Source organism: Rhizobium sp. G21 (genome assembly GCF_014158035.1).
Classification (GTDB): Bacteria; Pseudomonadota; Alphaproteobacteria; order Rhizobiales; family Rhizobiaceae; genus Rhizobium_E.
On sequence record NZ_JACFXW010000001.1, the window covers coordinates 3,272,551 to 3,295,274 of the forward strand.

Annotated in this window: 26 protein-coding genes and 3 pseudogenes; 13 read left to right on the forward strand and 16 right to left on the reverse strand. The window is 61.8% G+C overall.

The window, feature by feature from the left end; translation table 11 throughout:
- The first annotated feature begins 269 nt into the window (after nucleotides 1-269).
- The 6 genes and pseudogenes from H2O14_RS16355 to H2O14_RS16380 all read left to right on the forward strand — a co-directional run bounded on the left by H2O14_RS16355 (nucleotide 270) and on the right by H2O14_RS16380 (nucleotide 5,840).
- On the forward strand, nucleotides 270-1,172 hold the full coding sequence (locus tag H2O14_RS16355; protein WP_182828483.1) for a branched-chain amino acid ABC transporter permease: 903 nt from the start codon (nucleotides 270-272) through the stop codon (nucleotides 1,170-1,172).
- A gap of 5 nt (nucleotides 1,173-1,177) precedes the next feature.
- Nucleotides 1,178-2,599 carry a high-affinity branched-chain amino acid ABC transporter permease LivM gene (livM, locus tag H2O14_RS16360; protein WP_182828484.1) on the forward strand — a complete coding sequence of 474 codons (1,422 nt, stop codon included), beginning with the start codon at nucleotides 1,178-1,180 and terminating at the stop codon, nucleotides 2,597-2,599.
- Nucleotides 2,592-3,454, forward strand: a pseudogene (locus tag H2O14_RS16365) (ABC transporter ATP-binding protein). The gene livM and the pseudogene H2O14_RS16365 overlap by 8 nt, the downstream one beginning before the upstream one ends.
- Nucleotides 3,454-4,179: an ABC transporter ATP-binding protein gene (locus tag H2O14_RS16370; protein WP_182828485.1), complete on the forward strand. Its 726-nt coding sequence runs from the start codon at nucleotides 3,454-3,456 to the stop codon at nucleotides 4,177-4,179. The pseudogene H2O14_RS16365 and the gene H2O14_RS16370 overlap by 1 nt, the downstream one beginning before the upstream one ends.
- Nucleotides 4,180-4,251: 72 nt before the next feature.
- Nucleotides 4,252-4,605, forward strand: coding sequence for a DUF6867 family protein (locus tag H2O14_RS16375; RefSeq protein ID WP_182828486.1), 354 nt, complete (start codon nucleotides 4,252-4,254; stop codon nucleotides 4,603-4,605).
- A 114-nt stretch (nucleotides 4,606-4,719) separates the two neighbouring features.
- Nucleotides 4,720-5,840, forward strand: a pseudogene (locus H2O14_RS16380) (branched-chain amino acid ABC transporter substrate-binding protein).
- Between the two features lie 135 nt (nucleotides 5,841-5,975).
- On the opposite strand, the gene H2O14_RS16385 reads toward H2O14_RS16380, so the two are convergent.
- The 6 genes from H2O14_RS16385 to H2O14_RS16405 are packed head-to-tail and all read right to left on the reverse strand — an operon-like array spanning nucleotide 5,976 to nucleotide 9,906.
- On the reverse strand, nucleotides 5,976-6,968 hold the full coding sequence (locus H2O14_RS16385) for an ABC transporter substrate-binding protein (protein ID WP_182828487.1): 993 nt from the start codon (nucleotides 6,966-6,968) through the stop codon (nucleotides 5,976-5,978).
- A gap of 22 nt (nucleotides 6,969-6,990) precedes the next feature.
- The gene (locus H2O14_RS16390) at nucleotides 6,991-7,860 is read right to left on the reverse strand and encodes an ABC transporter permease (RefSeq protein WP_182828488.1); all 870 of its coding nucleotides are present in this window, start codon (nucleotides 7,858-7,860) and stop codon (nucleotides 6,991-6,993) included.
- Nucleotides 7,860-8,747, reverse strand: coding sequence for an ABC transporter permease (locus H2O14_RS16395; RefSeq protein ID WP_182828489.1), 888 nt, complete (start codon nucleotides 8,745-8,747; stop codon nucleotides 7,860-7,862). Before H2O14_RS16395 ends, H2O14_RS16390 begins: the two co-directional genes overlap by 1 nt.
- Nucleotides 8,744-8,938: a hypothetical protein gene (locus tag H2O14_RS27605; protein WP_246697418.1), complete on the reverse strand. Its 195-nt coding sequence runs from the start codon at nucleotides 8,936-8,938 to the stop codon at nucleotides 8,744-8,746. The genes H2O14_RS16395 and H2O14_RS27605 overlap by 4 nt, the downstream gene beginning before the upstream one ends.
- Nucleotides 8,939-8,940: 2 nt before the next feature.
- Complete coding sequence (locus tag H2O14_RS27610; protein WP_246697419.1) at nucleotides 8,941-9,081, reverse strand: hypothetical protein; 141 nt, start codon at nucleotides 9,079-9,081, stop codon at nucleotides 8,941-8,943.
- A gap of 33 nt (nucleotides 9,082-9,114) precedes the next feature.
- Nucleotides 9,115-9,906, reverse strand: coding sequence for an ABC transporter ATP-binding protein (locus H2O14_RS16405; RefSeq protein WP_246697420.1), 792 nt, complete (start codon nucleotides 9,904-9,906; stop codon nucleotides 9,115-9,117).
- A gap of 73 nt (nucleotides 9,907-9,979) precedes the next feature.
- On the opposite strand from H2O14_RS16405, the gene H2O14_RS27615 reads away from it, so the two are divergent.
- Entirely contained in the window at nucleotides 9,980-10,393 is a 414-nt protein-coding gene (locus H2O14_RS27615) for a cupin domain-containing protein (protein WP_246697421.1), read from the forward strand.
- A gap of 212 nt (nucleotides 10,394-10,605) precedes the next feature.
- On the opposite strand, the gene H2O14_RS16415 is transcribed toward H2O14_RS27615, so the two are convergent.
- The 5 genes from H2O14_RS16415 to H2O14_RS16435 all read right to left on the reverse strand — a co-directional run bounded on the left by H2O14_RS16415 (nucleotide 10,606) and on the right by H2O14_RS16435 (nucleotide 14,496).
- Nucleotides 10,606-10,929 carry an endonuclease domain-containing protein gene (locus H2O14_RS16415; RefSeq protein ID WP_182829408.1) on the reverse strand — a complete coding sequence of 108 codons (324 nt, stop codon included), beginning with the start codon at nucleotides 10,927-10,929 and terminating at the stop codon, nucleotides 10,606-10,608.
- A 229-nt stretch (nucleotides 10,930-11,158) separates the two neighbouring features.
- Complete coding sequence (gene hydA, locus H2O14_RS16420) at nucleotides 11,159-12,616, reverse strand: dihydropyrimidinase (protein ID WP_182828492.1); 1,458 nt, start codon at nucleotides 12,614-12,616, stop codon at nucleotides 11,159-11,161.
- A gap of 35 nt (nucleotides 12,617-12,651) precedes the next feature.
- A complete protein-coding gene (locus H2O14_RS16425; protein ID WP_210275465.1) occupies nucleotides 12,652-12,993 on the reverse strand; it encodes a type II toxin-antitoxin system PemK/MazF family toxin in 342 nt (113 codons plus the stop codon).
- Nucleotides 12,983-13,213 (reverse strand): antitoxin MazE-like protein, encoded by a 231-nt coding sequence (locus H2O14_RS16430; protein ID WP_182828493.1) that lies wholly within the window; start codon nucleotides 13,211-13,213, stop codon nucleotides 12,983-12,985. Before H2O14_RS16430 ends, H2O14_RS16425 begins: the two co-directional genes overlap by 11 nt.
- A 32-nt stretch (nucleotides 13,214-13,245) precedes the next feature.
- Entirely contained in the window at nucleotides 13,246-14,496 is a 1,251-nt protein-coding gene (locus H2O14_RS16435; RefSeq protein ID WP_182828494.1) for a Zn-dependent hydrolase, read from the reverse strand.
- Nucleotides 14,497-14,792: 296 nt separating this feature from the next.
- On the opposite strand from H2O14_RS16435, the gene rutR reads away from it, so the two are divergent.
- A complete protein-coding gene (gene rutR / locus H2O14_RS16440; RefSeq protein WP_182828495.1) occupies nucleotides 14,793-15,434 on the forward strand; it encodes an HTH-type transcriptional regulator RutR in 642 nt (213 codons plus the stop codon).
- Nucleotides 15,435-15,438: 4 nt separating this feature from the next.
- Here rutR and H2O14_RS16445 read toward each other — a convergent pair whose 3' ends face one another.
- From H2O14_RS16445 to H2O14_RS16460, 4 genes are all read right to left on the reverse strand, one after another.
- Nucleotides 15,439-15,693, reverse strand: coding sequence for a Txe/YoeB family addiction module toxin (locus H2O14_RS16445; protein WP_182828496.1), 255 nt, complete (start codon nucleotides 15,691-15,693; stop codon nucleotides 15,439-15,441).
- On the reverse strand, nucleotides 15,690-15,944 hold the full coding sequence (locus H2O14_RS16450) for a type II toxin-antitoxin system Phd/YefM family antitoxin (RefSeq protein WP_182828497.1): 255 nt from the start codon (nucleotides 15,942-15,944) through the stop codon (nucleotides 15,690-15,692). The genes H2O14_RS16445 and H2O14_RS16450 overlap by 4 nt, the downstream gene beginning before the upstream one ends.
- Before the next feature lie 37 nt (nucleotides 15,945-15,981).
- On the reverse strand, nucleotides 15,982-16,914 hold the full coding sequence (locus H2O14_RS16455; protein ID WP_246697422.1) for a DMT family transporter: 933 nt from the start codon (nucleotides 16,912-16,914) through the stop codon (nucleotides 15,982-15,984).
- A 103-nt stretch (nucleotides 16,915-17,017) separates the two neighbouring features.
- Nucleotides 17,018-17,347 (reverse strand): SMR family transporter, encoded by a 330-nt coding sequence (locus H2O14_RS16460; protein ID WP_182829410.1) that lies wholly within the window; start codon nucleotides 17,345-17,347, stop codon nucleotides 17,018-17,020.
- A gap of 134 nt (nucleotides 17,348-17,481) precedes the next feature.
- Between H2O14_RS16460 and H2O14_RS16465 the strand changes: the two genes are divergently transcribed.
- The 5 genes and pseudogenes from H2O14_RS16465 (at nucleotide 17,482) to H2O14_RS16480 (ending at nucleotide 22,087) form a co-directional block, all read left to right on the forward strand.
- On the forward strand, nucleotides 17,482-18,249 hold the full coding sequence (locus H2O14_RS16465; protein WP_182828498.1) for a potassium channel family protein: 768 nt from the start codon (nucleotides 17,482-17,484) through the stop codon (nucleotides 18,247-18,249).
- Nucleotides 18,250-18,616: 367 nt separating this feature from the next.
- A complete protein-coding gene (locus H2O14_RS28910; RefSeq protein WP_312858615.1) occupies nucleotides 18,617-19,036 on the forward strand; it encodes a sulfite exporter TauE/SafE family protein in 420 nt (139 codons plus the stop codon).
- On the forward strand, nucleotides 18,925-19,326 hold the full coding sequence (locus tag H2O14_RS28915; protein ID WP_312858678.1) for a sulfite exporter TauE/SafE family protein: 402 nt from the start codon (nucleotides 18,925-18,927) through the stop codon (nucleotides 19,324-19,326). The genes H2O14_RS28910 and H2O14_RS28915 overlap by 112 nt, the downstream gene beginning before the upstream one ends.
- 130 nt (nucleotides 19,327-19,456) lie before the next feature.
- Nucleotides 19,457-20,468: pseudogene (locus tag H2O14_RS16475) on the forward strand (ligase-associated DNA damage response exonuclease).
- Nucleotides 20,468-22,087, forward strand: a complete 1,620-nt coding sequence (locus H2O14_RS16480) for a cisplatin damage response ATP-dependent DNA ligase (RefSeq protein ID WP_182828499.1) — start codon at nucleotides 20,468-20,470, stop codon at nucleotides 22,085-22,087. The pseudogene H2O14_RS16475 and the gene H2O14_RS16480 overlap by 1 nt, the downstream one beginning before the upstream one ends.
- A gap of 3 nt (nucleotides 22,088-22,090) precedes the next feature.
- Here H2O14_RS16480 and H2O14_RS16485 read toward each other — a convergent pair whose 3' ends face one another.
- On the reverse strand, nucleotides 22,091-22,693 hold the full coding sequence (locus H2O14_RS16485; RefSeq protein WP_281409992.1) for a dimethylsulfonioproprionate lyase family protein: 603 nt from the start codon (nucleotides 22,691-22,693) through the stop codon (nucleotides 22,091-22,093).
- Nucleotides 22,694-22,724 lie beyond the last annotated feature (31 nt).

Sequence of the window (22,724 nt, forward strand, 5' to 3'; positions counted from 1 at the left end):
GTTTTTATGATCCCGCCCTATGTATGGCGGCGATTGGCCGATATCGGCGCGTCCAATACGGTTGCAATTCGCGCTCAAAAAAACTGCAATATGCATAAATTGTGATCAAATTCCGAATTTGAACGCAGGAGCGTCTGAAAACCGCACTTTGAGTCTTCACATTTCAAGCGAAAACGCTATGGGTTTTGGAAAGGCCGTTCCACTCGCGGCCTTTCCTAAGAACAGAAGCAGCAGCGATCTAACGACTGCATGCGGGGGAAAAGAGACGGATGGAATATTTTATCCAGCAGCTCCTCAACGGGCTGACGCTTGGCTCTATCTATGGCCTCATCGCCATCGGCTACACCATGGTTTACGGCATTATCGGCATGGTCAATTTTGCCCATGGCGATATTTTCATGCTCGGCGGCTTCGTCGCGCTGATCGTGTTCCTGGTGCTGACCGGCGCGATCGCCGGCGTGCCGGTGGCTGTGGCCCTTCTCATCATGATCATCGTCGCCATGGCTGTGACCAGCCTGTGGAACTGGACGATCGAAAAGATCGCCTATCGTCCGCTGCGCGGCTCGTTCCGGCTCGCGCCGCTGATCACCGCGATCGGCATGTCGATCCTGATCTCGAACTTCGTTCAGGTCACCCAGGGTCCGCGCAACAAGGCGATCCCGGGCATGATCACCGATGTCTACACCTTTGGCGGCGTGTCGCTGTCGCTCAAGCAGATCGTCATCGTCATCCTGACGGCGGTGCTGTTGACCGGTTTCTGGTATCTGGTCAATTACACCTCGCTCGGCCGCGCCCAGCGCGCCACCGAACAGGACCGCAAGATGGCCGCGCTGCTCGGCATCAATGTCGACCGGACGATTTCCATCACCTTCGTGATGGGCGCGGCGCTCGCCGCCGTCGCCGGCGCGATGTATCTGATGTATTACGGCGTCATCTCCTTCGCCGACGGCTTCATTCCGGGCGTCAAGGCCTTCACGGCCGCGGTTCTCGGCGGCATCGGTTCGCTTCCGGGCGCCGTGCTGGGCGGGTTGTTGATCGGTCTCATCGAATCCCTGTGGTCGGCTTATTTCACCATCGACTACAAGGACGTCGCGACCTTCTCGATCCTCGCCATCGTGCTCATCTTCAAGCCGTCGGGCCTGATGGGTCGTCCTGAAGTGGAAAAGGTCTGACAGCCATGCAAAACCTCTCATCAAACAATCAGGCGGCCGGAGCATCTCTGACTGCCCGAGCCCTGCGCGAATCCATCTTCGCCGGCGTGGTGGCTTTTGGCCTCTTCCTGCTGTTCATCGGGCTCGAATCCACCCAGAACATCCATAACGAGCTGATCATCGTCACCCATTGGGTGAAGCTCGCCTTCGTCGTCGGCCTGGTGATGGTGGTGCGGTTCGCGATGATCACGGTCATCAATCCGTGGCTCGCCGCCCGGAAGTCCGCCAAAGACGCTGCGCCGGCCTATGTCGAGGGCGATCCCGTCTCCGGACCCGTGCAGGCATGGAGGTTCTTCGTCAACAACTTCAGCAAGATCGGTCTCGCCTTCCTGCTGATCTATCCGGCTCTCTGCGTCAGCATCTTCGGCCTGCAGGGTTCGCTGAAATGGGTCGACAATTTCGGCATCCAGATCCTGATCTATGTGATGCTCGGCTGGGGCCTCAACATCGTGGTCGGCCTCGCCGGTCTGCTCGATCTCGGCTATGTGGCCTTCTATGCGGTCGGCGCCTATTCCTATGCCCTCCTGTCGCAGCATTTCGGCTTCTCCTTCTGGATCCTGCTGCCGCTGGCCGGCATTCTCGCCGCTTTCTGGGGCGTCATTCTCGGCTTCCCGGTTCTGCGTCTGAAGGGCGACTATCTGGCCATCGTCACGCTGGCCTTCGGGGAAATCATCCGATTGGTTCTGATCAACTGGAAGGAAGTCACCAACGGCTCCGCCGGCATTTCCGGCATCCCGAAGGCGTCGTCGATCTTCGGCATCTGGTCCTTCGACGTCGGCGCGGCCAACAATTTCACCAAGGCCTTCGGCCTGCCGATGTCTTCGGTCTACTACAAGATCTTCCTGTTCTATCTCATCCTCGCGCTCTGCCTGTTGACCGCCTATGTGACGATCCGCCTGCGCCGCATGCCGATCGGCCGCGCCTGGGAAGCGCTGCGCGAAGATGAAATCGCCTGCCGCTCGCTCGGCATCAACACGACCAACACCAAGCTGACGGCCTTCGCCATCGGCGCGATGTTCGGCGGTTTCGCGGGCTCCTTCTTCGCGGTGCGTCAGGGCTTCGTGTCGCCCGAATCCTTCGTCTTCCTCGAATCCGCGATCATTCTGGCGATCGTCGTTCTCGGCGGCATGGGGTCTCTGGTCGGCATCGCGGTCGCCGCGGTCGCCATGGTCGGCGGCACCGAACTCCTGCGCAACATGGAGTTCCTCAAGCTGATCTTCGGTCCGGAATTCACGCCCGAACTCTATCGCATGCTGATCTTCGGTTTGGCCATGGTGGTGATCATGGTGTGGAAGCCGCGTGGTTTCGTGGGCAGCCGCGAGCCGACCGCCTTCCTGTTCGAGCGCAAGAACGTCTCGGGCAGTTTCACCAAGGAAGGCCATGGCTGAGGCGGGAGCGATGACAATGGAAAAGACACCCCTGCTCGAAGTCGAGCACCTTTCGATGAAATTCGGCGGCCTGATGGCCATCAACGACCTGTCGTTCAACTGCCATGAAGGCGAGATCACCGCGTTGATCGGTCCCAACGGCGCCGGCAAGACCACCGTGTTCAACTGCATCACCGGCTTCTACAAGCCGACGATGGGCATGATCCGGCTCAATCACGGCCAGGGCCAGACGTTCCAGCTGGAGCAGATGCCGGATTTCCGCATCACCGCAAAAGCCAAGGTCGCCCGCACCTTCCAGAACATCCGGCTTTTCTCGGGTCTGACGGTTCTCGAAAACCTCCTGGTGGCGCAGCACAAAACAAGCTGATGAAGGCTTCGGGCTTCACCATTCTCGGCCTGCTCGGCATCGGCGGCTACAAAGACGCCTCCAGGGAATCGATCGAGCTCGCCCGCTACTGGCTGGACAAGGCCGACCTCACCGAGCGCGCCGACGATCCCGCCGGCGACTTGCCCTACGGCGCCCAGCGTCGCCTGGAAATCGCCCGCGCCATGTGCACCGGCCCCAAACTCTTGTGCCTGGATGAGCCGGCCGCCGGCCTCAACCCCAAGGAATCGCTGGCGCTGAACACGCTGTTGCGCTCGATACGCAAGGAGAGCGAGACGTCGATCCTGCTCATCGAGCACGACATGTCGGTGGTCATGGAAATCTCCGACCATGTCGTGGTGCTCGAATATGGCCGCAAGATCTCCGACGGCACGCCGGCGCATGTGAAGTCCGATCCGAAAGTCATCGCCGCCTATCTCGGCGTCGACGACGAAGAAGAAGCCGCCAAGATTGCAGGAGGCGTTGTCTGATGTCCCAGCCTCTTCTCCAGGTCGAGAATGTCGAGACCTATTATGGAAATATCCGCGCGCTCGGCGGCGTCACCGTCACCGCCAACCAGGGCGAAATCGTCACGCTGATCGGCGCCAACGGCGCCGGCAAGTCGACGCTGATGATGACCATCTGCGGCAGCCCGCAGGCCCGCAGCGGCCGGGTTCTGTTCGATAGACGCGACATCACCCGCATGCCGACCCATGAAATCGCCCGGCTGCGCATTGCGCAATCGCCCGAGGGACGGCGCATCTTCCCGCGTATGACCGTGTTCGAAAACCTGCAGATGGGCGCGTCCCTCGACAAGCAGAAATTCTTCGATGAGGACGTGAAGCGGATCTTCGCGCTGTTTCCGCGGCTCGAGGAGCGGCAGTATCAGCGCGGCGGCACGCTTTCGGGCGGCGAGCAGCAGATGCTGTCGATCGGGCGCGCGCTGATGGCGCGGCCGAAGCTGCTGCTTCTCGACGAACCGTCGCTGGGCCTCGCGCCGCTGATCTCCAAGCAGATCTTCGAGGCGATCGGCAAGCTCAACAAGACCGAAGGCCTCACCGTCTTCCTCGTCGAGCAGAACGCGTTCGCCGCTCTCCGGCTTGCCCATCGCGGCTATGTGATGGTCAACGGCCAAGTGACGATGAGCGGCTCCGGCCAGGAGCTTCTCGCCAATCCGGAAGTGCGCGCAGCCTATCTCGAAGGCGGTCATCATTAAGTCGAACAGGGCGGAGGGCATCTTGCGCGCCGCGCGCAATCGGATACTCTCACGCCCGAGGGAGCTTTGAAAATGCAAGGTATTCTCTACGAAGAACCGATCATCTGGGAGTTCTTCCTGGTGACGATCCTGATCGGCGGCTGGACCGCCTGGCGCACCGGCAAGAGCGTCGCCGACAACTGGGGCGAGATCTGGCCGCAGGTGGTGGTCTACATCCTGTTGCTCGGAATCGCCGTCCGCTTCATCCATCACGCGCTCTATGGCGGCACCATGTTCACGCTGCAATATTACGCGGTGGACACCGCTTATCTGATGGTCGTGGCGATCCTCGGCTTCCGCCACACCCGCGCCGGCCAGATGGCGACAAAATACTATTGGCTCTATGAGAAATCCGGTCCGTTCGGCTGGAAGAAAAAGAGCGTTTGACAAGTTTCCATCCGCTGTGAACAGATAGCGGAACGGGGAAAAAAACCCTTGGCGCAAAAGGCGGGCGACGGGGGCAAACAGGAACCAACACGCCTCAAATATTGGGAGTTAAAGATGAAGAAGATGCTTCTCTCCGCCGTGGCCCTGACGGCCATGGTGGCCTTCGGCGGCAACGCCTGGGCCGATCTGCTGATCGGCGTGGCGGGCCCGCTCACCGGACCGAACGCCGCTTTCGGCGCTCAGCTCCAGAAGGGCGCTGAACAGGCGGCGGCCGACATCAATGCGGCCGGCGGCATCAATGGCGAGCAGGTCAAGATCGTGCTCGGCGACGACGTCTCCGACCCGAAGCAGGTATTATTTCCGTCGCCAACAAGTTCGTCGGTGACGGCGTGAAGTTCGTGATCGGCCACTTCAACTCGGGCGTTTCCATCCCGGCTTCCGAAGTCTACGCCGAAAACGGCATCTTCCAGATCACCCCGGCCTCCACCAACCCGAACTTCACCGAGCGCGGCCTGTGGAACACCTTCCGCACCTGCGGCCGTGACGACCAGCAGGGCGCAGTGGCCGGCAAGTACATCGCCGACAACTTCAAGGACGCCAAGGTCGCCGTCGTTCACGACAAGACCCCGTACGGCCAGGGTCTCGCCGACGAAACCAAGAAGGCGATGAACGGCCTCGGCATCACCGAAGCGCTCTACGAAGGCATCACGCCCGGCGAAAAGGACTACTCCGCCCTCATCGCCAAGATGAAGGAAGCCGGCGTCTCGATCGTCTACTTCGGTGGCCTGCACACCGAAGCCGGCCTGATCCTGCGTCAGATGGCCGACCAGGGCCTCAAGGCGACGCTGATGTCCGGCGACGGCATCACCTCCAACGAACTGGCTTCGATCGCCGGCGACGCCGTCAACGGCACGCTGATGACCTTCCCGCCGGATCCGCGCAACAACCCGAACGCCGCCGACGCCGTCAAGAAGTTCCGCGACGCCGGTTTCGAGCCGGAAGCCTACACGCTGTACTCCTACGCCGCTCTGCAGATCATTGCCGAAGCCGCCAAGGCTGCCGGCTCCAACGACCCGCAGACGGTCGCTGAAACCGCCAAGGCCAAGGGTCCGTTCAAGACCGTCATCGGCGACATCGGCTTCGACTCCAAGGGCGACATCACCCGTCCGGACTACACGATGTACACCTGGCAGAAGGGCGCCGACGGCAAGTACACCTATCTCGAAAACAAGTAAGCTTCGGCTTCACGTTTTCGCGCCATCAGACCCGGGGCTTCGGCTCCGGGTTTTTTCGTTCCCGGCATTGGTCTCCCAAGGCGACAAAAAAAAGGCGCCGTTTCCGGCGCCTTTCGAGATCGAGTGATCTGCGGATTACTTCAGCGCTTCGTTGGTGATGTCGAGCGTATAGGCGCCTTCCGGCTTCTTGGTGATCACCGGATCGGAGCCCCCGGCCAGCAGCGTGGCGACGGTGCGCTCATAGTCGGCCGGATCGAGCGCGCCATTGGAGCCGGCGGTCAGCTTGGCGACTTCCGACATCATGGTCTTCTGATGCTGTTCTGTCTGGGCGCCGGAGGCGTCGTTTTCGAGCACGATGTCGGCGGCTTCGTCCGGATGCTCTTCGGCATATTTCCAGCCCTTCATCGAGGCGCGGACGAACTTGACCATCTTGGCCTTGAAGGCGTCGTCCTTGAGCTTGTCTTCCAGCACATAGAGGCCGTCTTCGAGGGTGGAGACGCCCTGATCTTCGTATTTGAAGGTCACGAGGTCGTCGGCCTTGACGCCGGCTTCGAGGATCTGGTGATACTCGTTATAGGTCATGGTGGAGATGCACTGCGCCTGCTTCTGCAGGAGCGGATCGACGTTGAAGCCCTGCTTCAGCACGGTGATGCCGTCGGCGCCGCCTTCGGTCTTGAGGCCGAGTTTGCCCATCCAGGTGAGGAACGGATATTCATTGCCGTAGAACCAGACGCCGATGGTCTTGCCCTTGAAATCTTCCGGCTTGGTGATGCCGGAATCCTTGGCGCAGGTCAGCATCAGGCCGGAATGCTTGAAGGGCTGGGCGATGTTGACGAGAGCTACGCCCTTTTCACGGGTGGCGAGCGCGGACGGCATCCAGTCGACCACCACATCGGCGCCGCCGCCGGCGATCACCTGGGCGGGCGCGATGTCGGGACCGCCCGGCTTGATGTCGACCTCGAGATCTTCTTCCTTGTAGAAGCCCTTGTCCTTGGCGACGTAATAGCCAGCGAACTGGGCCTGGGTGACCCATTTCAGCTGCAACGTCACCTTGTCGGCGGCCTGGGCCGAGAGCGCGCCGAGCGTCAGCGCGCTCGCGGTCGTCAGAAGTGCGATCGTCTTTTTCATGGTGTTTTGTTCCCTCTTTATATTACGCCTGCCCACCACGGACAGACGGATGCCAGAATGTGACGCGCCGCTCGAAGATGGCGACGAGACCATAAAACAGCGAGCCGACCAGGGCCGCAACGGCGATCTCGGCCCAGACCATGTCGATATTCATGCGCCCGACTTCGGTCGAAATACGGAAGCCCATGCCGACGATCGGCGTGCCGAAAAACTCCGCCACGATGGCGCCGATCATCGCCAAAGTCGAATTGATCTTGAGCGCATTGAAGATGAACGGCCAGGCGGCGGGAAGACGCAGTTTGAGCAGCGTGTTGCGCCAGTCGGCGGCGTAGGTGTGCATCAGGTCGCGCTCGATCGAGGACGATGCCTTGAGCCCGGCCAGCGTGTTGATCAGCATCGGGAAGAAGGTCATGATCACCACGACGGCGGCCTTGGACGGCCAGTCGAAGCCGAACCACATGACCATGATCGGGGCGACGCCGACGATCGGCAGCGCCGAGACGAAATTGCCGAGCGGCAGGAAACCGCGCTCCAGGAAAGGCGAGCGGTCGATCAGGATCGCGGCGATGAAGCCCAGGCCGCAGCCCATGACATAACCCGCCAGCACGGCCTTGAAGAAGGTCTGCTGCACATCGGCCCACAGGATCGGCAGGGACGAGATCAGCCGAGCCCAGATCATCGAGGGCGGCGGCAGCAGCACATGCGGCACGTTGAAGCCGCGCGTCAGGCATTCCCAGAGCACCAGAAGTGTCATGCCGAACAAAGCCGGCACCGCGAGATTGGCGGCGCGCGCCAGGGCCGGGCTGGAGAACTTCTGCTTCGTCAGCCAGGCGTTGAAGGCCCAGGCGGCGAACCAGAAGACGAGGCCGAAGAGAATCAGCGACATGTTCATCAGCGCGCGCCCTCCGGTTTTGCGCCCATGGCTTTCATGGTCAGTCTTTCCAGCAGTCCCACCAGAGCCACTAGGCCGGCGGCGACGGCGGAGGCCATGAACAGCGCCGCCCAGATCTGCGCCGTCTGGCCGTAATAGGAGCCGGACAGAAGGCGCGCGCCCAAGCCTTCTACCGCCCCCGTCGGCAATTCGCCGACGATGGCGCCGACGAGAGCCGCAGCGATCGCCACTTTTAGCGAGGCGAAGAGATAGGGCACGGAGGCGGGCCAGCGCAGCTTGACGAGCGTCTGTAGCGAACTGGCGTTATAGGTGTGCATCAGGTCGAGCTGTATCTGTTCGGGTGAACGCAGGCCCTTCACCATGCCGACGACGACCGGGAAGAAGCTGAGATAGGTCGAGATCAGCGCCTTCGGCAGAAGTCCCGATATGCCGACGGCATTGAGCACGACGATGATCATCGGCGCGATCGCCAGGACCGGAATGGTCTGGCTGGCGATCACCCAAGGCATCAGCGAGCGGTCCATGGCGCGGTTGTGAACGATGCCGATGGCCAGCGCCACGCCGAGCGCCGTTCCCATGCCGAAGCCCGCCAGCGTCGCCGAAATGGTGATCCAGGCGTGATAGAGGAGGCTGCGCTTGGAGGTCGGCTTCATCTCAAACGTGGTTTTCCACCATTCCGCCAACACCTGGTGCGGGGAGGGCAGAACCGGCCGCTCCTGCGTAAACGTCTTCTTGACCAGTTCGGAGAAGCCGATCTCGGTTCCGGCGCTGGTCGCCTGACTGCGCTCGAAGGGCGCGTTCAGCACGACCACGAAGACCAGCCAGAGCGCGATCAGCGCCGCGACGATCGTCAGCACCGGAAAGGCCTTGTCGCGCAGCCAGATCATGGCGCCACCGCCTTGGTCGGCCACATCATCAGCGTCATGGCCACCAGGCCGAGCGCCAGGCCCGCGGTCTGGACGCCGGTCAGTCGCTCGTTGAAGACCAGGAATGCGATGATATTGGCGAGGATCAGCTGCGCGATGGCCGAAATCGACACGGCCAGGCCCAGCCCGCCTTCGCGCATCAGCCGGAGCATGATCAGGTTGCCGATGATGTAAGGCTCATCGACAAGAGCACCCAGAGCCAGTTTGCGGTGGCGACATAGGTGCGCGATGCGGTTGCGGCGCCGACAAAAATGACCGCGGAGACGGAGAGCCAGAGAAGGAAACCCGCTTTCATCGACCGCTTCTCCCGCGCATGCGTGTAAGGGGACTATTCGTCATAGGAATGTCCCGCTCTCAAGCCCTCGCGAACGCGATGGGCGATTTCCAGAAATTCCGGGCTTTCGCGGATTTCGAGCGGACGCTCCCGGGGCAGGGTGGATTCGATCACATCGGTGACGCGGCCGGGCCTGGGGCTCATTACCACGATCTTGGTGGAGAGATAGACGGCTTCCAGAATGGAATGGGTGACGAAACAGATCGTCTTGTTGGTGCGGTCCCAGAGCTTCAGGAGCTGTTCGTTGAGATGGTCGCGGACGATCTCGTCGAGCGCGCCGAACGGCTCGTCCATCAGCAGCAGGTCGGCGTCGAAGGCCAGCGCGCGGGCGATGGAGGCGCGCTGCTGCATGCCGCCGGACAGCTGCCAGGGATATTTCTTGCCGAAGCCCGAGAGATTGACGAGATCGAGCGTGCGCTCGATGCGTTGTTTCTGCTCCGACTTTGCGTAGCCCATGATTTCGAGCGGCAGTGCGATATTCTCTTCGATCGTCCGCCAGGGATAGAGCGCCGCCGCCTGAAAGACATAGCCATAGGCGCGGCTCTTGCGGGCGTTCTCAGGCGTCATGCCGTTGATCAGGATCGAGCCTGACGTCGGCTTTTCGAGATCGGCGATCACGCGCAGGAATGTCGTCTTGCCGCAGCCCGAGGGGCCGATGAAGGAAACGAAATCGCCCTTGTTGACGTCGAGATCGACGCCGGTCAGCGCGGTGACGGGGCCGTCATTGGTCGGAAAGACCAGGCCGAGATCGCGCGCCGTCACCACTGGTGTTTTAGAAGTGGACATGTGCACCCAGTATCATGATTATTCTCCCCTGGCGGTTGATCCGCTCTGTCTTGGTTCGAAGGAGCTTTGGTTTATGTCATCATCCCCCGCGTCCGATTGCAAGCTGATCCGCCCCGCCATCCCCTATGACGGTAAGCAGGGCTTTTCCTATCTCGAGGGTATTTCCAAGGAGTCCTCCGGCGCGCAGGGCATCGCGATGATGCTGCTGACTGTGCCGCCCGGCGGCCGCGCCAAGGCGCATATGCATGAAGGCCACGAGACGGCGATCTTCGTGCTGTCGGGCGAAGTCGAATGCTTCTACGGCTTCAATCTGGAACACCGCATCATCACCAAGGCCGGCGACATGTTCTACATCCCCGCCGGCATGCCGCATCTGCCGGTCAACCGATCGAAGACGGAGAGCTGTTCGGCGGTCATTGCGCGCACGGACCCCAATGAGCAGGAGAGCGTGGTGTTGTTGCCGGAATTGGAGAGGCTGGCGGATTGATATGGCGCGGCTGGGGGCACACCCCTCTGTCCTGCCGGACATCTCCCCTCAAGGGGGAGATTGGCTGGGCTCGCCAACCCCGCTTGCCATCACCGTCGCGTCTGCCGCAGAGATGAGGCTGTTGTTGGGCAATGCTCCGGCCACGAGTCGATCTCCCCCTGAGGGGAGATGCCCGGCAGGGCAGAGGGGGTGGCCCGGAACGCCTACCTTCCTCATTGAAACGCCCCCACCCCAATGGTGCGGATGATCGTCTCGCAGACGCCATTCATATCCTTTAACACATCGTCATTGCCGAACCGCAGCACCGTCCAACCCAGTTCATTCAGGACCGCCGTTCGCTGGACGTCATAACGAAGCGCCTCGTCCTCATTGTGTTGCGCCCCATCCACCTCGACAATGATCCGATGCTCGGCGCAGGCGAAATCGACGATATAGCCCGCGATCGGCAGTTGCCGGCGAAAGCTCAGCCCCATCAGGCGATGAGCGCGGATCTCGTTCCATAGCTTCAACTCGGCGTCCGTCATGGCTTTGCGCATGCGGCGGGCGTTGTGACGGTTGGCGGGCGCGACGTCAAAGTGCGGCGTCAAGACAGCCTCCGGCGTCAATCGGGATTACCCCCTCTGTCCTGCCGGACATCTCCCCTCAAGGGGGAGATTGGCTGGGCGCACGCTCTCGCCAAGCATCCGACGCTGGCGCCAGACGCGCGCCCGCGACTCCCCGGAAGGAAGATGCTTTTGGGAAGGGAGCGGCGCCTTTAGCCATAAATCACACCCCGCTTGCCGGTATCCCCGTCCGTTCCACCTTGCGCGGCGCGACCAGGTCCTTCCAGGTCGATAGCGCCTTGTTCACCGCCGTGAAGGGTTCGCGCTTGACGAACTGACCATGGCCCTCGCGGGTCTTGACGGTCGCTTCCTCGATCGCCACCTCGCCGCGCGTGAGTGTAAAGCGCGGCAGGCCGGTGACTTGCTTGCCTTCGAAAACGTTGTAGTCGATCGCCGATTGCTGGGTCTTGGCCGAAATCGTCTTGGAGCGCTTAGGGTCCCACACGACGATGTCGGCGTCGGCGCCCACGAGGATCGCGCCCTTCTTCGGATAGATGTTGAGGATCTTGGCGATGTTGGTCGAAGTTACCGCCACAAATTCGTTCATGGTCAGACGTCCCGTGGCGACGCCATGGGTCCAAAGCATCGGCATACGGTCTTCAAGCCCGCCGGTGCCGTTGGGGATCTTGGCGAAATTGCCGAGGCCGAAGCGCTTCTGCTCGGTGGTGAAGGCGCAATGGTCGGTGGCGACGCAGGAGAGCGAGCCCGATTGCAGGCCGGCCCAAAGACTGTCCTGATGCGCCTTGGAGCGGAAGGGCGGGCTCATCACGCGGCGGGCGGCGTGGTCCCAGTCCTTGTCGAAATATTCGCTCTCATCGAGCGTCAGATGCTGGATCAGCGGCTCGCCATAGACGCGCATGCCCTTCTGGCGGGCGCGGCGGATGGCTTCATGGGCCTGTTCGCAGGAGGTGTGCACCACATAGAGCGGCACGCCGGCCATGTCGGCCAGCATGATGGCGCGGTTGGTCGCTTCGCCTTCCACTTCCGGCGGGCGCGAATAGGCATGCGCCTCGGGGCCGTTATTGCCTTCGGCCAGCAGCTTGGCGGTCATCGAGGCGACGACGTCGCCGTTTTCGGCATGCACCAGCGGCAGCGCGCCGAGTTCGGCGCAGCGCTGGAAGGAGGCGAACATCTCGTCGTCATTCACCATCAGCGCGCCCTTATAGGCCATGAAATGCTTGAAGGTGTTGATGCCCTTGCCCTGGACGATCGTCTTCATCTCGTCGAAGATGCGCTCGTTCCATCCGGTGATCGCCATATGAAAGGAATAGTCGGCATTGGCGCGCGAGGTCTTGTTGTCCCACATCGTCAGGGCCTCGAGCAGCGACTGATCCGGCGCCGGAAGACAGAAATCCACCACCATGGTCGTGCCGCCGGCGAGGCCTGCGCGCGTGCCGCTTTCGAAATCATCGGCGGAATAGGTGCCCATGAACGGCATTTCGAGATGCACATGCGGATCGATGCCGCCGGGCATGATGTAGCAGCCGGTCGCGTCGAGCGTCTTGTCGCCGGAAAGGCTCTGGCCGATCTCGATGAACACGCCGCCCTCGATCTTGACGTCGGCCTTGTAGGTCAGGTCGGCGGTGACGATTGTGCCGTTCTTGATGACTGTGGTGGTCATGCGTACTCTCCCCGTGTTTTCAATTCAGTGTGTGCTCATCCGGCGAACCCGAGCGCCAGAGCCATGGAGCGCTCAAGTCGTCGCATCGTCACGTCATCAAAGGTCCCTATGATTTCCCCGATCCTTTGTCGGCTGGCCGGACTGATCTTGTCGACCATGACTTCCGATTGTAGTTTCAGCCCGTTTGCGGCGGTAGGCTCCACCGGTACTCGAAAGATGCTCGGTCCAGAACTGAAGCTGGTGATCGGGCAGACCAGCACGGTCTTCAACTGCGACTCCGTCATCAAATCTGTCTGGACGATGACAGCCGGGCGCGGCTTGCCCAGATCGCTCGAGAGAATGAGTGAGTGACGACGTCGCCACGCTTCATTGATCATCTTCTTCGGGTTCGCGATCCCAGATGTCTTTCTGAAGACTATCGATCCACTCCATGACGTCGTCTTCTTCATCGGCGAAGGCCATACGATTTGCCTCTGCAACCGCCTGCTCACGGACGGACGGGTCTCGAAGATCCGGCAGCCAAAGTTCAAAGCGCTGGAACCCCTTGGCCCGAAACTCGGCTTTCTCTTCGGCAGACAGTTCTCTCGGCAAAGTCATCGGCAAACCTCCTGATGGGTCAGGCCATGATCCTACTCCACAATCCCCGCCGTCTCCACCACCGCGCGCAGCAGCACATCGGCGCCGGCTGCGGCCCAGTCCTTGGAGATTTCTTCCGCCTCGTTATGGCTGAGGCCGTCGACGCAGGGGCAGAAGATCATCGTGGCGGGCGCGACCTTGGCGGCCCAGCAGGCGTCGTGGCCGGCGCCGGAGATGATGTCCATATGGCTGTAGCCGAGATCTTCCGCCGCCTTGCGCACCGAGGCGACCAGGGTCGGATCGAAGGTGACGGGATCGAAATGGCCGACCGCCTCGACGGAATAGCCGACGCCGAGGGCCGCGCAGATTTCGGCGGCTTCCTTCTCGATGCGGGCGCGCATGCCGTCGAGCTTGGTCTGGTCGGGCGAGCGGATGTCGACGGTGAAGATCACCGTTCCCGGCAGCACATTGCGGGAATTGGGCGAGAACTTCACCTGTCCGACGCCGCCGACGCAGCCCGGTTGGTTGTCCATCGCCACCGTCTGGACCATTTCCATGATCCGGGCCATGGCGAGGCCGGCGTTGACGCGGTGGTTCATCGGGGTGGAGCCGGTATGGGCTTCCTTGCCGCTCAGCGTGAGTTCCAGCCACCACAGGCCCTGGCAATGGGTGACGACGCCGATCTGCTTGTTCTCGGCCTCCAGAAGCGGGCCCTGCTCGATGTGATATTCGAAATAGGCGTGCATCTTGCGCGCGCCGACCTCTTCCTCGCCCAGCCAGCCGATGCGCCTGAGCTCGTCGCCGTAAGTCTTGCCGTCCGGGTCCTTGCGCGAATAGGCATGCTCCAGCGTATGGACGCCGGCAAAGACGCCGGAGGCGAGCATGGCGGGGGCAAAGCGGGCGCCCTCCTCATTGGCCCAGTTGGTCACGACGATGGGATGCTTCGTCTTGATGCCCAAATCGTTCATCGAGCGGACGACTTCGAGCCCGGCGAGCACGCCGAGCACGCCGTCATACTTGCCGCCGGTGGGCTGGGTGTCGAGATGGCTGCCGACATACACCGGCAGCGCGTCGGGATCGGTTCCCGGTCGGGTCATGAACATCGTGCCCATCTTGTCGACGCCCATGGTCAGGCCCGCCTCGTCGCACCAGCGCTTGAACAGGTGGCGGCCTTCGCCGTCTTCATCCGTCAGCGTCTGGCGATTGTTGCCGCCGGCCACGCCGGGGCCGATCCTGGCCATCTCCATCAGCGAATCCCAGAGACGGTCGCTGTTGATGCGCATGTTTTCGCCGGGTGCAGTCACGATTACTCTCCCTCGCGGCCTGAAGGCCTCATTCTCGCGGGCGGTGTTCCGCTCCGTATGGTTCCCGTGGTCGGTCAAGGCGTTGTTTTTCTTGTTCGCCTTTATTGAACAGTTGCGCGAAGTTGCCTTTTGTTCAATAATTTGACCGTTTGGTAAACATTACAACTTCCAGCGTCCTGCTCAAGACGAAAAACGAAGTCCTGCCTAATATTTTTTCGTTTGAAAAGTTGGCGCAAAAATTCATCATTCGCACGATGCTCCCGCCGGCGACGGATGAGGAGCCGGAGCCGCCAGAGATGCCCATACCCAGAGCCGCCCAGACGCAGCGCCGGACGAGAATCCAGGAAGAGAAGGAGGAGCAGATCCTCGAAGCGGCTCTCGACGTGTTTTCACAGAACGGTTTCAAGGGCGCCACCATCGACCAGATCGCCGAAGTCGCCGGCATGTCCAAGCCCAATCTGCTCTATTATTTCCGCACCAAGGAGGCCATGCACCGGGCGCTTATCGAGCGCGTTCTCGACACCTGGCTCGACCCTCTCCGGGCCTTCGACGCCGAAGGCAATCCCGAAAGCGAAATACGCTCCTATATCCGGCGCAAGCTGGAGATGGCGCGCGATTATCCGCGCGAGAGCCGGCTCTTCGCCAATGAAGTTCTGCGCGGCGCGCCGTTGATCGAAGACGAGCTCAAGGGGCCGCTCAAACAACTGGTCGATGAGAAAGCCGAGGTCATCAGGGCCTGGGCCAAGGCCGGCAAGATCGCCAAATGCGATCCTTACCACCTGATCTTCTCGATCTGGTCGACCACCCAGCATTACGCCGACTTCGACGTTCAGGTTCGCGCCGTGCTCGGTCAGGAGAAGGATGGCGACGGTCGTTTCGAGGACGCCGCCCGGTTTCTCGAGCAATTGTTCATGGGCGGGCTGAGCATTCGGGCCTGAGAGGTCAATAATGATGCCGGCATTGGGCGATGAGCAGACCCTGTTCGCTCGGGCGGTAAACGAGGCTATGCTCCGCATTGATGCGTCGCGACCCCCAGCCCCTCAACTCGCCGCGCAACGGCTCCGGTTTGCCGACGCCCTGGAAAGGCTGGCGGCTGGCGTCCTTGATGAGCAGATTGACCCGCGCCAGGATCTTTCCATCAGTCGCCTGCCAGTAGAGATAGTCTTCCCAGGCGCGTTCGTGGAAGATCAGTTTCACTCGGAAAGTTCTCGCGCCTCGCCCTTGCCGTCATCAAGCTCCCGGACGGCTTCAAGAAGCCGTTCTGCATTTTGCGGGTTCTTAAGGAGATGGGCCGTTTCCTCATAAGAGGCGAAGTCTTCCACCGACATCAGCACTGCCGCCGGCTTGCCGCGATCACGGGTGATCAGCACAGGCGCACGGTCGTCCGTCACACTGTCGAGGACGGCGGCAAGGTTTTTCCGGAGGTCGCTGTAGGATGTCGAACGCATTCATCTATTGTACTCGAACAAGTACGGAATGCAAGCTTCAGTCCGGCAACAAGCCCATGATCAGCAGGCCGCAAGCGGTGGCGAGCGCGCCCGCCATCACCGATGCGCTCACCCAGCCATGGCCGAACAGGCCTTGCTGGAGAATGATGAAACTTGGGGTCAGATAGCCATAGCCCAGCACTTTCGACGCGGGCAGTCTGAGTGAAGCGTATTGCAGCAGCAAAAAGGTGATGATGGTGGTGACCACCGCGAGATAGGTGATGGCGATCCAGGCAATGGCTGGAACAGTGCTGAAATTCACCGCCGTCAGCGATGGCGCGCCGACCGGCAGCAGCCAGAGGCAGGTGGCGGCCACTGCCCAGAAGGCGAACTGATAGGCGGCCTCGCCACGGTTGAATTTGCGCAGCAGCGGCGCATAGGCGGCGTGGCAGATCACGCCGACGAAATAGATCAACTCGCCCTGGCCGATATCGAAGGCAAGCAGGGCGGTGACATCGCCGCGGAACACCACCCAGACCGCGCCCGAGGCGGCGACGATGAGGCTGATGAGCACGCCCGGCCGTGTCGTCTGCCGCAGGAACAGCCAGGAAAAGCCGGCGCTCAACAGCGGCATCATGGTGAAGACCGCGCCGGTCGAGACGGCGGAGGTGAATTCCAGCGCCTTGAACATCGTGCTCATATAGATGGCCATCAACAGGCCGAGAATGAGAAAGCGCCAGGGGCGGCCGGGATAGGTGAGCGGCGCCCTCAGCAGAAACAGGCCGGCGCCCGCCATCACCGCCACCGCCAGCACATAGCGTAGACTGTTGATGGCGTAGCCGGGCAGAACGGCGGTCGCGGCCTTGCCGAGCGTGAAGGAGCCGGCGATCAACACGGCGAACAGCAGCATGGCGAGATGCGCCATCAGCTTTTCCTTGCCGACGGCATGGCTGTTGCCGGCCCGCAAAATCGGTTTGGGCGTTTGGCTCATGCTCATCCTCCCTTGCGGTTATGCCCGCGTCAGAAGCGCTTCTGCACCAGCCCGGTCGCCCTCGCAAGCCGGGCATGGGCCCGGGCGGACCTATAGGTCACCGTCAATGCGAAACGGATTTCGACAGGAGATTGATGATCAGCACGCCGGCGATGATCAGCGCGAGGCCTATGAGCGCAGGCAGGTCGAGTTTCTGGCCGAAGATCAACCAGCCGGCCAGCGCCACCAGCACGATGCCCGCGCCGGACCAGACGGCGTAGACGATGCCGACGGGCATGGTCTTGGTGACCAGCGACAGAAGATAGAAGGCGAAAGCATAGCCGACCGCCGACACCAGGCTCGGAGCCAGGATCGTGAAGCCGTTGGATTTGGCGAGGGCGGATGTGGCGATCACTTCCGCGACGATGGCGATCAGCAGCAGGGCGTAGGTCATGATCCCGTTGTAGCCGTCCGGCTGCAACGGCGCCAGTCCCGCCACGTCGCCGCAGGACTTTCGCGCGACGCCGGCGATGCGGTCTGGCGAATTCCTTGCGACCCGTTATATGTCCTTGCCAAAGAGGAGAGATCATGCGGCTCAAGGTCAGGATCCAGGCGCTTTACGAAGCCAATTCGCGAGACGCGCATCGCTTTCGCTATCTGCTGCTGGCGGTGGACGTGATCACCATGATCCTGCTGGTCGTCACCACCTTCTTCTATGGCGAGACCTGGGTCGTGTGGCTCGACGTCGGCATCGGCTTTTATGTCGCCCTCGATTATATCGCGCGCTACTGGATTGCGGGCAACAAGCGGCAGTTCCTGCTCTCTCCGTTCAACATCCTCGATGTGATCGTCATCTTCTCGCTGTTCGCGCCGCTGTTCGGCGCGGCCTTCGCGTTTCTGCGCAGCCTGCGCATTCTCAGACTGCTGCGCTCTTACCGCCTGCAGGCCAAACTTCGGTCCGATTTCCCGCTGTTTCGCCACCATGAGGATGTGATCCTCAGCGCCGTGAACCTGTTCGTGTTCCTGTTCATCATGACGGAACTGGTGTTTGTGACGCAGGCCCGGATCAATCCCGACATCGGCGATTTTCTCGATGCGCTCTATTTCACCGTGACGACGTTGACGACCACCGGCTTCGGCGACGTGACGCTGGTGGGGGATTGGGGCCGCATCCTCGCCATCATCATCATGGTGTTCGGCGTGTCGCTGTTCCTCAGGTTGATCCAGACGATTTTTCGACCGTCCAGGGTGCGCTATGACTGCCAGCAATGTGGGCTTTTCCTGCACGAGGCCGACGCGGTGCATTGCAAACATTGCGGCGCGGTGCTGAACATTCCCTCGGATGGATCGGTCTGATCCGCTTTTGTTATCGGGCGAAATAATTCGTGCATCGAGCCCTCTTGCAAACTTCATGAATCGGCATACCTTTTCCTTATCGGCAACGAACAGAAAGGAAGGTGATCCAATGTCTAATGAGTATTCGGCGCTCTGCTATGGCTTGGAAGTGAGCGTGAAGACTGCGAGGCAGCCCTCGTTCTGAACCTTCCTTCCAGGGTCCTCGAGGCCCGGCCATATCAAGGCCAATCTCATGGGGTCGTCCGACGGGCGGCCCTTTTGATTTTTAGATTTGGAATTCCGCGCTCGCCAGCGGCGCTCTTCGAGTTTCAGTTCGCGCCAGATGAATTTCAGCCTTTACTCTCCGACTGTCCTCTTGGCCCTAGTGTTGGCGGCCTTTGTCGCCGGGCTCGCGCGCGGCTTCTCCGGCTTCGGCGCGGCGCTGATCTTCGTGCCGCTGGCCAGCGCGGTGGTCGGCCCGCGCATGGCGGGGCCGATCCTGCTGGTCATCGATATCGTCGCCAGTTTCCCTCTGATCCCCGACGCGTTCGGCAAAGCCGATAAACAGGCAGTCGGCCTGATGTCGATGGGCGCTGTCGTCGCGGTGCCCCTGGGCGTGTTGGCGCTGATGCATTTCGATCCCCTGGCGACGCGCTGGGGCATCTCGCTCACGGCGATCGGGTTTCTTTGCTGTTGTTGTCGGGCTGGCGCTATCGGTCCAAACCGGTTGCGGCAACCACGTTCGGCATCGGCGTCATCGCCGGCTTTTTCAGCGGCGCGGCGCAACTCGGCGGGCCGCCGGTCGTGACCTATTGGCTGGGCGGACGGCATAAAGCCGCGCATGTGCGCGCCAACATCGTCATCTATTTCGCCATTTCCTCGATCTTCTCGGCGGTCAGCTATTGGTGGGCCGAGCTTCTGGGCCTGCAGGTGTTCGCGCTGGCGATCATAACGGGGCCGGTCTACGGGTTCGGCCTCTATCTCGGCGCGCGCAGTTTCGGCTATGCGCGGGAGGACCTGTTTCGACGGATCTGCTTTGCGTTGATCGCGGCGTCGGCGATCATCAGTCTGCCGGTCTGGGACGGCCTGAAGATTTGAACGCGCGCGAGCCACTCCTCGCCAAGACTTGAGAGTCGACTGAACCGAAACAAGCGCCGAGTCGTTTCATCCTCGGCTTCTTTTCCCTGTCTTGCGTATAGAGGCCAAACACAGGATGCTTCGTCTCACCATGCGCCCCTCAGACCTGCTTTGCTCGACGCCGAAGGGCCTCTATTGCCCGCCCGGCGATTTCTATATCGATCCCGTCGCGCCCGTGCCGCGGGCGCTGATCACCCATGGCCATTCCGACCATGCCCGCTCGGGGCACGCCGCCGTGCTGGCTACGCAGGAAACGCTCGACATCATGGGCATCCGCTATGGCGAGAATTTCGCCGGCGAGAGCCAGGCGGCGGAGCTGGGGCGCGAGATCAAGATCGGCGATGTCACCGTGCGCTTCGCCCCTGCCGGACACGTGTTGGGCTCGGCGCAGATCGTGGTGGAGAAAGACGGGCTCCGGATCGTCGCCTCGGGCGATTACAAGCGCCGCGCCGACGCCACCTGCCTGGCTTTCGAACCTGTCGCCTGCGACGTCTTCATCACCGAGGCGACCTTCGCGCTGCCGGTGTTTCGCCATCCCGACGATCGCGACGAGATTGCGCGCCTGTTGCATTCGGTGGCGCAGTTCCCCCGAGCGCAGCCACCTCGTGGGCGCCTATGCGCTGGGCAAAGCGCAGCGGGTTATCAGCCTCATCCGCCAGGCGGGCTACGACAAGACCATCTATCTGCACGGCGCGCTGGAGCGTCTATCTGCCTATTATCAGAGCCAGGGGATCGACCTCGGACCGCTCGCGCCCGCGACCATCGACAAGGGCTCGAAGGAGAAATTCGCCGGCGAGATCATTCTTTGCACACCGTCGGCTTTTTCCGATCGCTGGGCGCGGCGCTTTGCCGATCCAGTCACCTGCTTCGCCTCTGGCTGGATGCGCATCCGCCAGCGCGTCAAGCAGCGCGGCGTCGAGCTGCCGTTGATCCTGTCGGATCATTCCGACTGGGACGAATTGACGCAGACCATCCGCGACACCGGGGCCCGCGAGGTTTGGGTGACGCATGGCCGCGAGGAGGCTCTGGTGCGTTGGTGCGAACTGCATCAGATCGCAGCGCGGCCGCTGCATCTCGTGGGCTATGAGGATGAGAACGACTGATGCGCGGCTTTTCCGAACTCATCGACCGGTTGGTGCTGACTCCGTCGCGCAACGGCAAACTCACGCTCTTGCGCGATTATTTCCGCGACACGCCCGATCCCGACCGGGGCTATGCGCTGGCGGCGCTGACCGACGGGCTCGATATTCCTGCCATCAAGCCCGCCATCCTGCGCCAACTCGTCGCCGAGCGGATAGACGAGGTGCTGTTCGCCTATAGCTATGACTATGTCGGCGATCTCGCCGAGACCATTTCGCTGATCTGGCCCGAGACAGGCGAGGCGAAGGCCCATGACATGCGGCTGGCCGATGTGGTGGAGACGCTGATGAAGGCGTCGCGCTCGGATGCGCCGAAACTCTTCGCCTCCATGCTCGATCGGATGGACGCGTCGGGGCGCTTCGCCGCCATCAAGCTCGCCACCGGCGGCCTGCGCATCGGCGTCTCCTCCGGCCTCACCAAACAGGCGCTGGCCGATCTCGGTTCCCGCGACGTGGTCGAAATCGAGGAAATGTGGCACGGGCTTAAATCCCCCTATGCAGACCTCTTCGCCTGGCTAACCGGCAAGGCGGAGAAGCCCGAACAGGCGGCCCGGGCGATGTTTCGCCCGGTCATGCTCGCCACTGCCGTCGAGGACGGCGATCTCGATGCGCTGTCGATCAATGATTACAATGCCGAATGGAAATGGGACGGCATCCGCGTGCAGGTCAGTTCCGAGGGCGGTGTCCACCGGCTCTATTCCCGCAGCGGCGACGATATCTCCGGCGCCTTTCCCGATCTCTTGGGGGCCATCGACTTCGAAGCCGTGATCGATGGCGAACTGCTGGTCGGACGTCCGCCGGAATTCGTCGGCACGTTTTCCGACCTGCAGCAGCGGCTGAACCGCAAGACCGTGTCGGCCAAGGTGGAGAAGGAGTTTCCGGTCTTCGTCCGCGCCTATGATCTCTTGATGGAGGATGGCGAGGATCTCCGGCCACTGCCGCTTACCGAGCGTCGGGCGCGGCTGGAGGGGCTGATCGGCCGGATCGATCCTTCGCGGTTCGATCTGTCGCCGCTGGTGGCTTTCGAAAGCTGGGATCATCTGGATACGCTCAGGCGCGCGCCCATTCACCCGATCATCGAAGGCGTGATGCTGAAGCGAAAGGATTCGCCCTATCTGCCCGGTCGTCGCAAGGGGCCGTGGTTCAAGTGGAAGCGGGATCCTTACGTGGTCGACGCGGTGCTGATGTATGCCCAGCGCGGCCATGGCAAGCGGTCGAGCTTCTATTCCGACTACACATTCGGCGTCTGGCAGGAGGCGGAGGGCATCCGCCAGCTGGTGCCCGTCGGCAAAGCCTATTTCGGCTTTTCGGATGAGGAACTGATACAGATCGACAAATTCGTGCGCGACAACACAATCGACCGCTTCGGTCCGGTCCGTTCGGTCAAGGCGACGGAGGAGCATGGGCTGGTGTTCGAAGTGGCCTTCGAGGGGCTTGCCCGCTCCAGTCGCCACAAATCTGGCGTCGCCATGCGCTTTCCGCGTATTTCAAGACTTCGCTGGGACAAGCCGTCGGGCGAGGCCGATACGATCGAGACGCTGGAAGCGATGCTGGAGACGATGGAGACCGGCCGCCGCAGCTGACGCTCAGGGCAGCGGCAGGCACCAGATGGCGAAAAGCGGCTTGTCTCCGGAGCGCATGGCGTGGGTGATGCCGAACGGATTATAGATGAGCCCACCCGGTCCGGGCGTCACCCATGGATCGGCATTTTGCCGCCAGTCGCCTTCGGAGAGAGCGATGTAAAGCTCCTCCGGTGGATGTCGATGATCGGGATAATCCGTATTCGGCGCCAGGATCGACAGGCCGATCTCGACGGTTTCGCTTTCGGCAAGACCGCCGGCGCCGACGATCATGGCTTCCGCATAGGTCTCTTCCAGAAACGACGGCTGGCCTGGCGCGATGGCGTCGCTCCAACGCAAGGATGGCTCGATCGCCCTGATCGCCTGGGCGAGACGCGTCAAGAGCGGGTTTGCGCCTTCAAGCGCCGCGTAACTATCCGCAAGATGCCGGCAGGCGGGCGCCGACTGGTGCGGTCGATCCGAAACGCCCGCGCGATCTGCCATGTTTTTCTCGAGGCGCTCAAAGGCCGCGCGCGACGGGCCGGCAGCGGGCAGGACGGCCAGAAGGCTGTCCCGGAGCGCATCGAGAAAGTCTTGAAGGGCGGATTCTAGGCTGACGGCTTTGCTCATGGAACAAGCCTAGCACCCCTGGAGCCGGAGG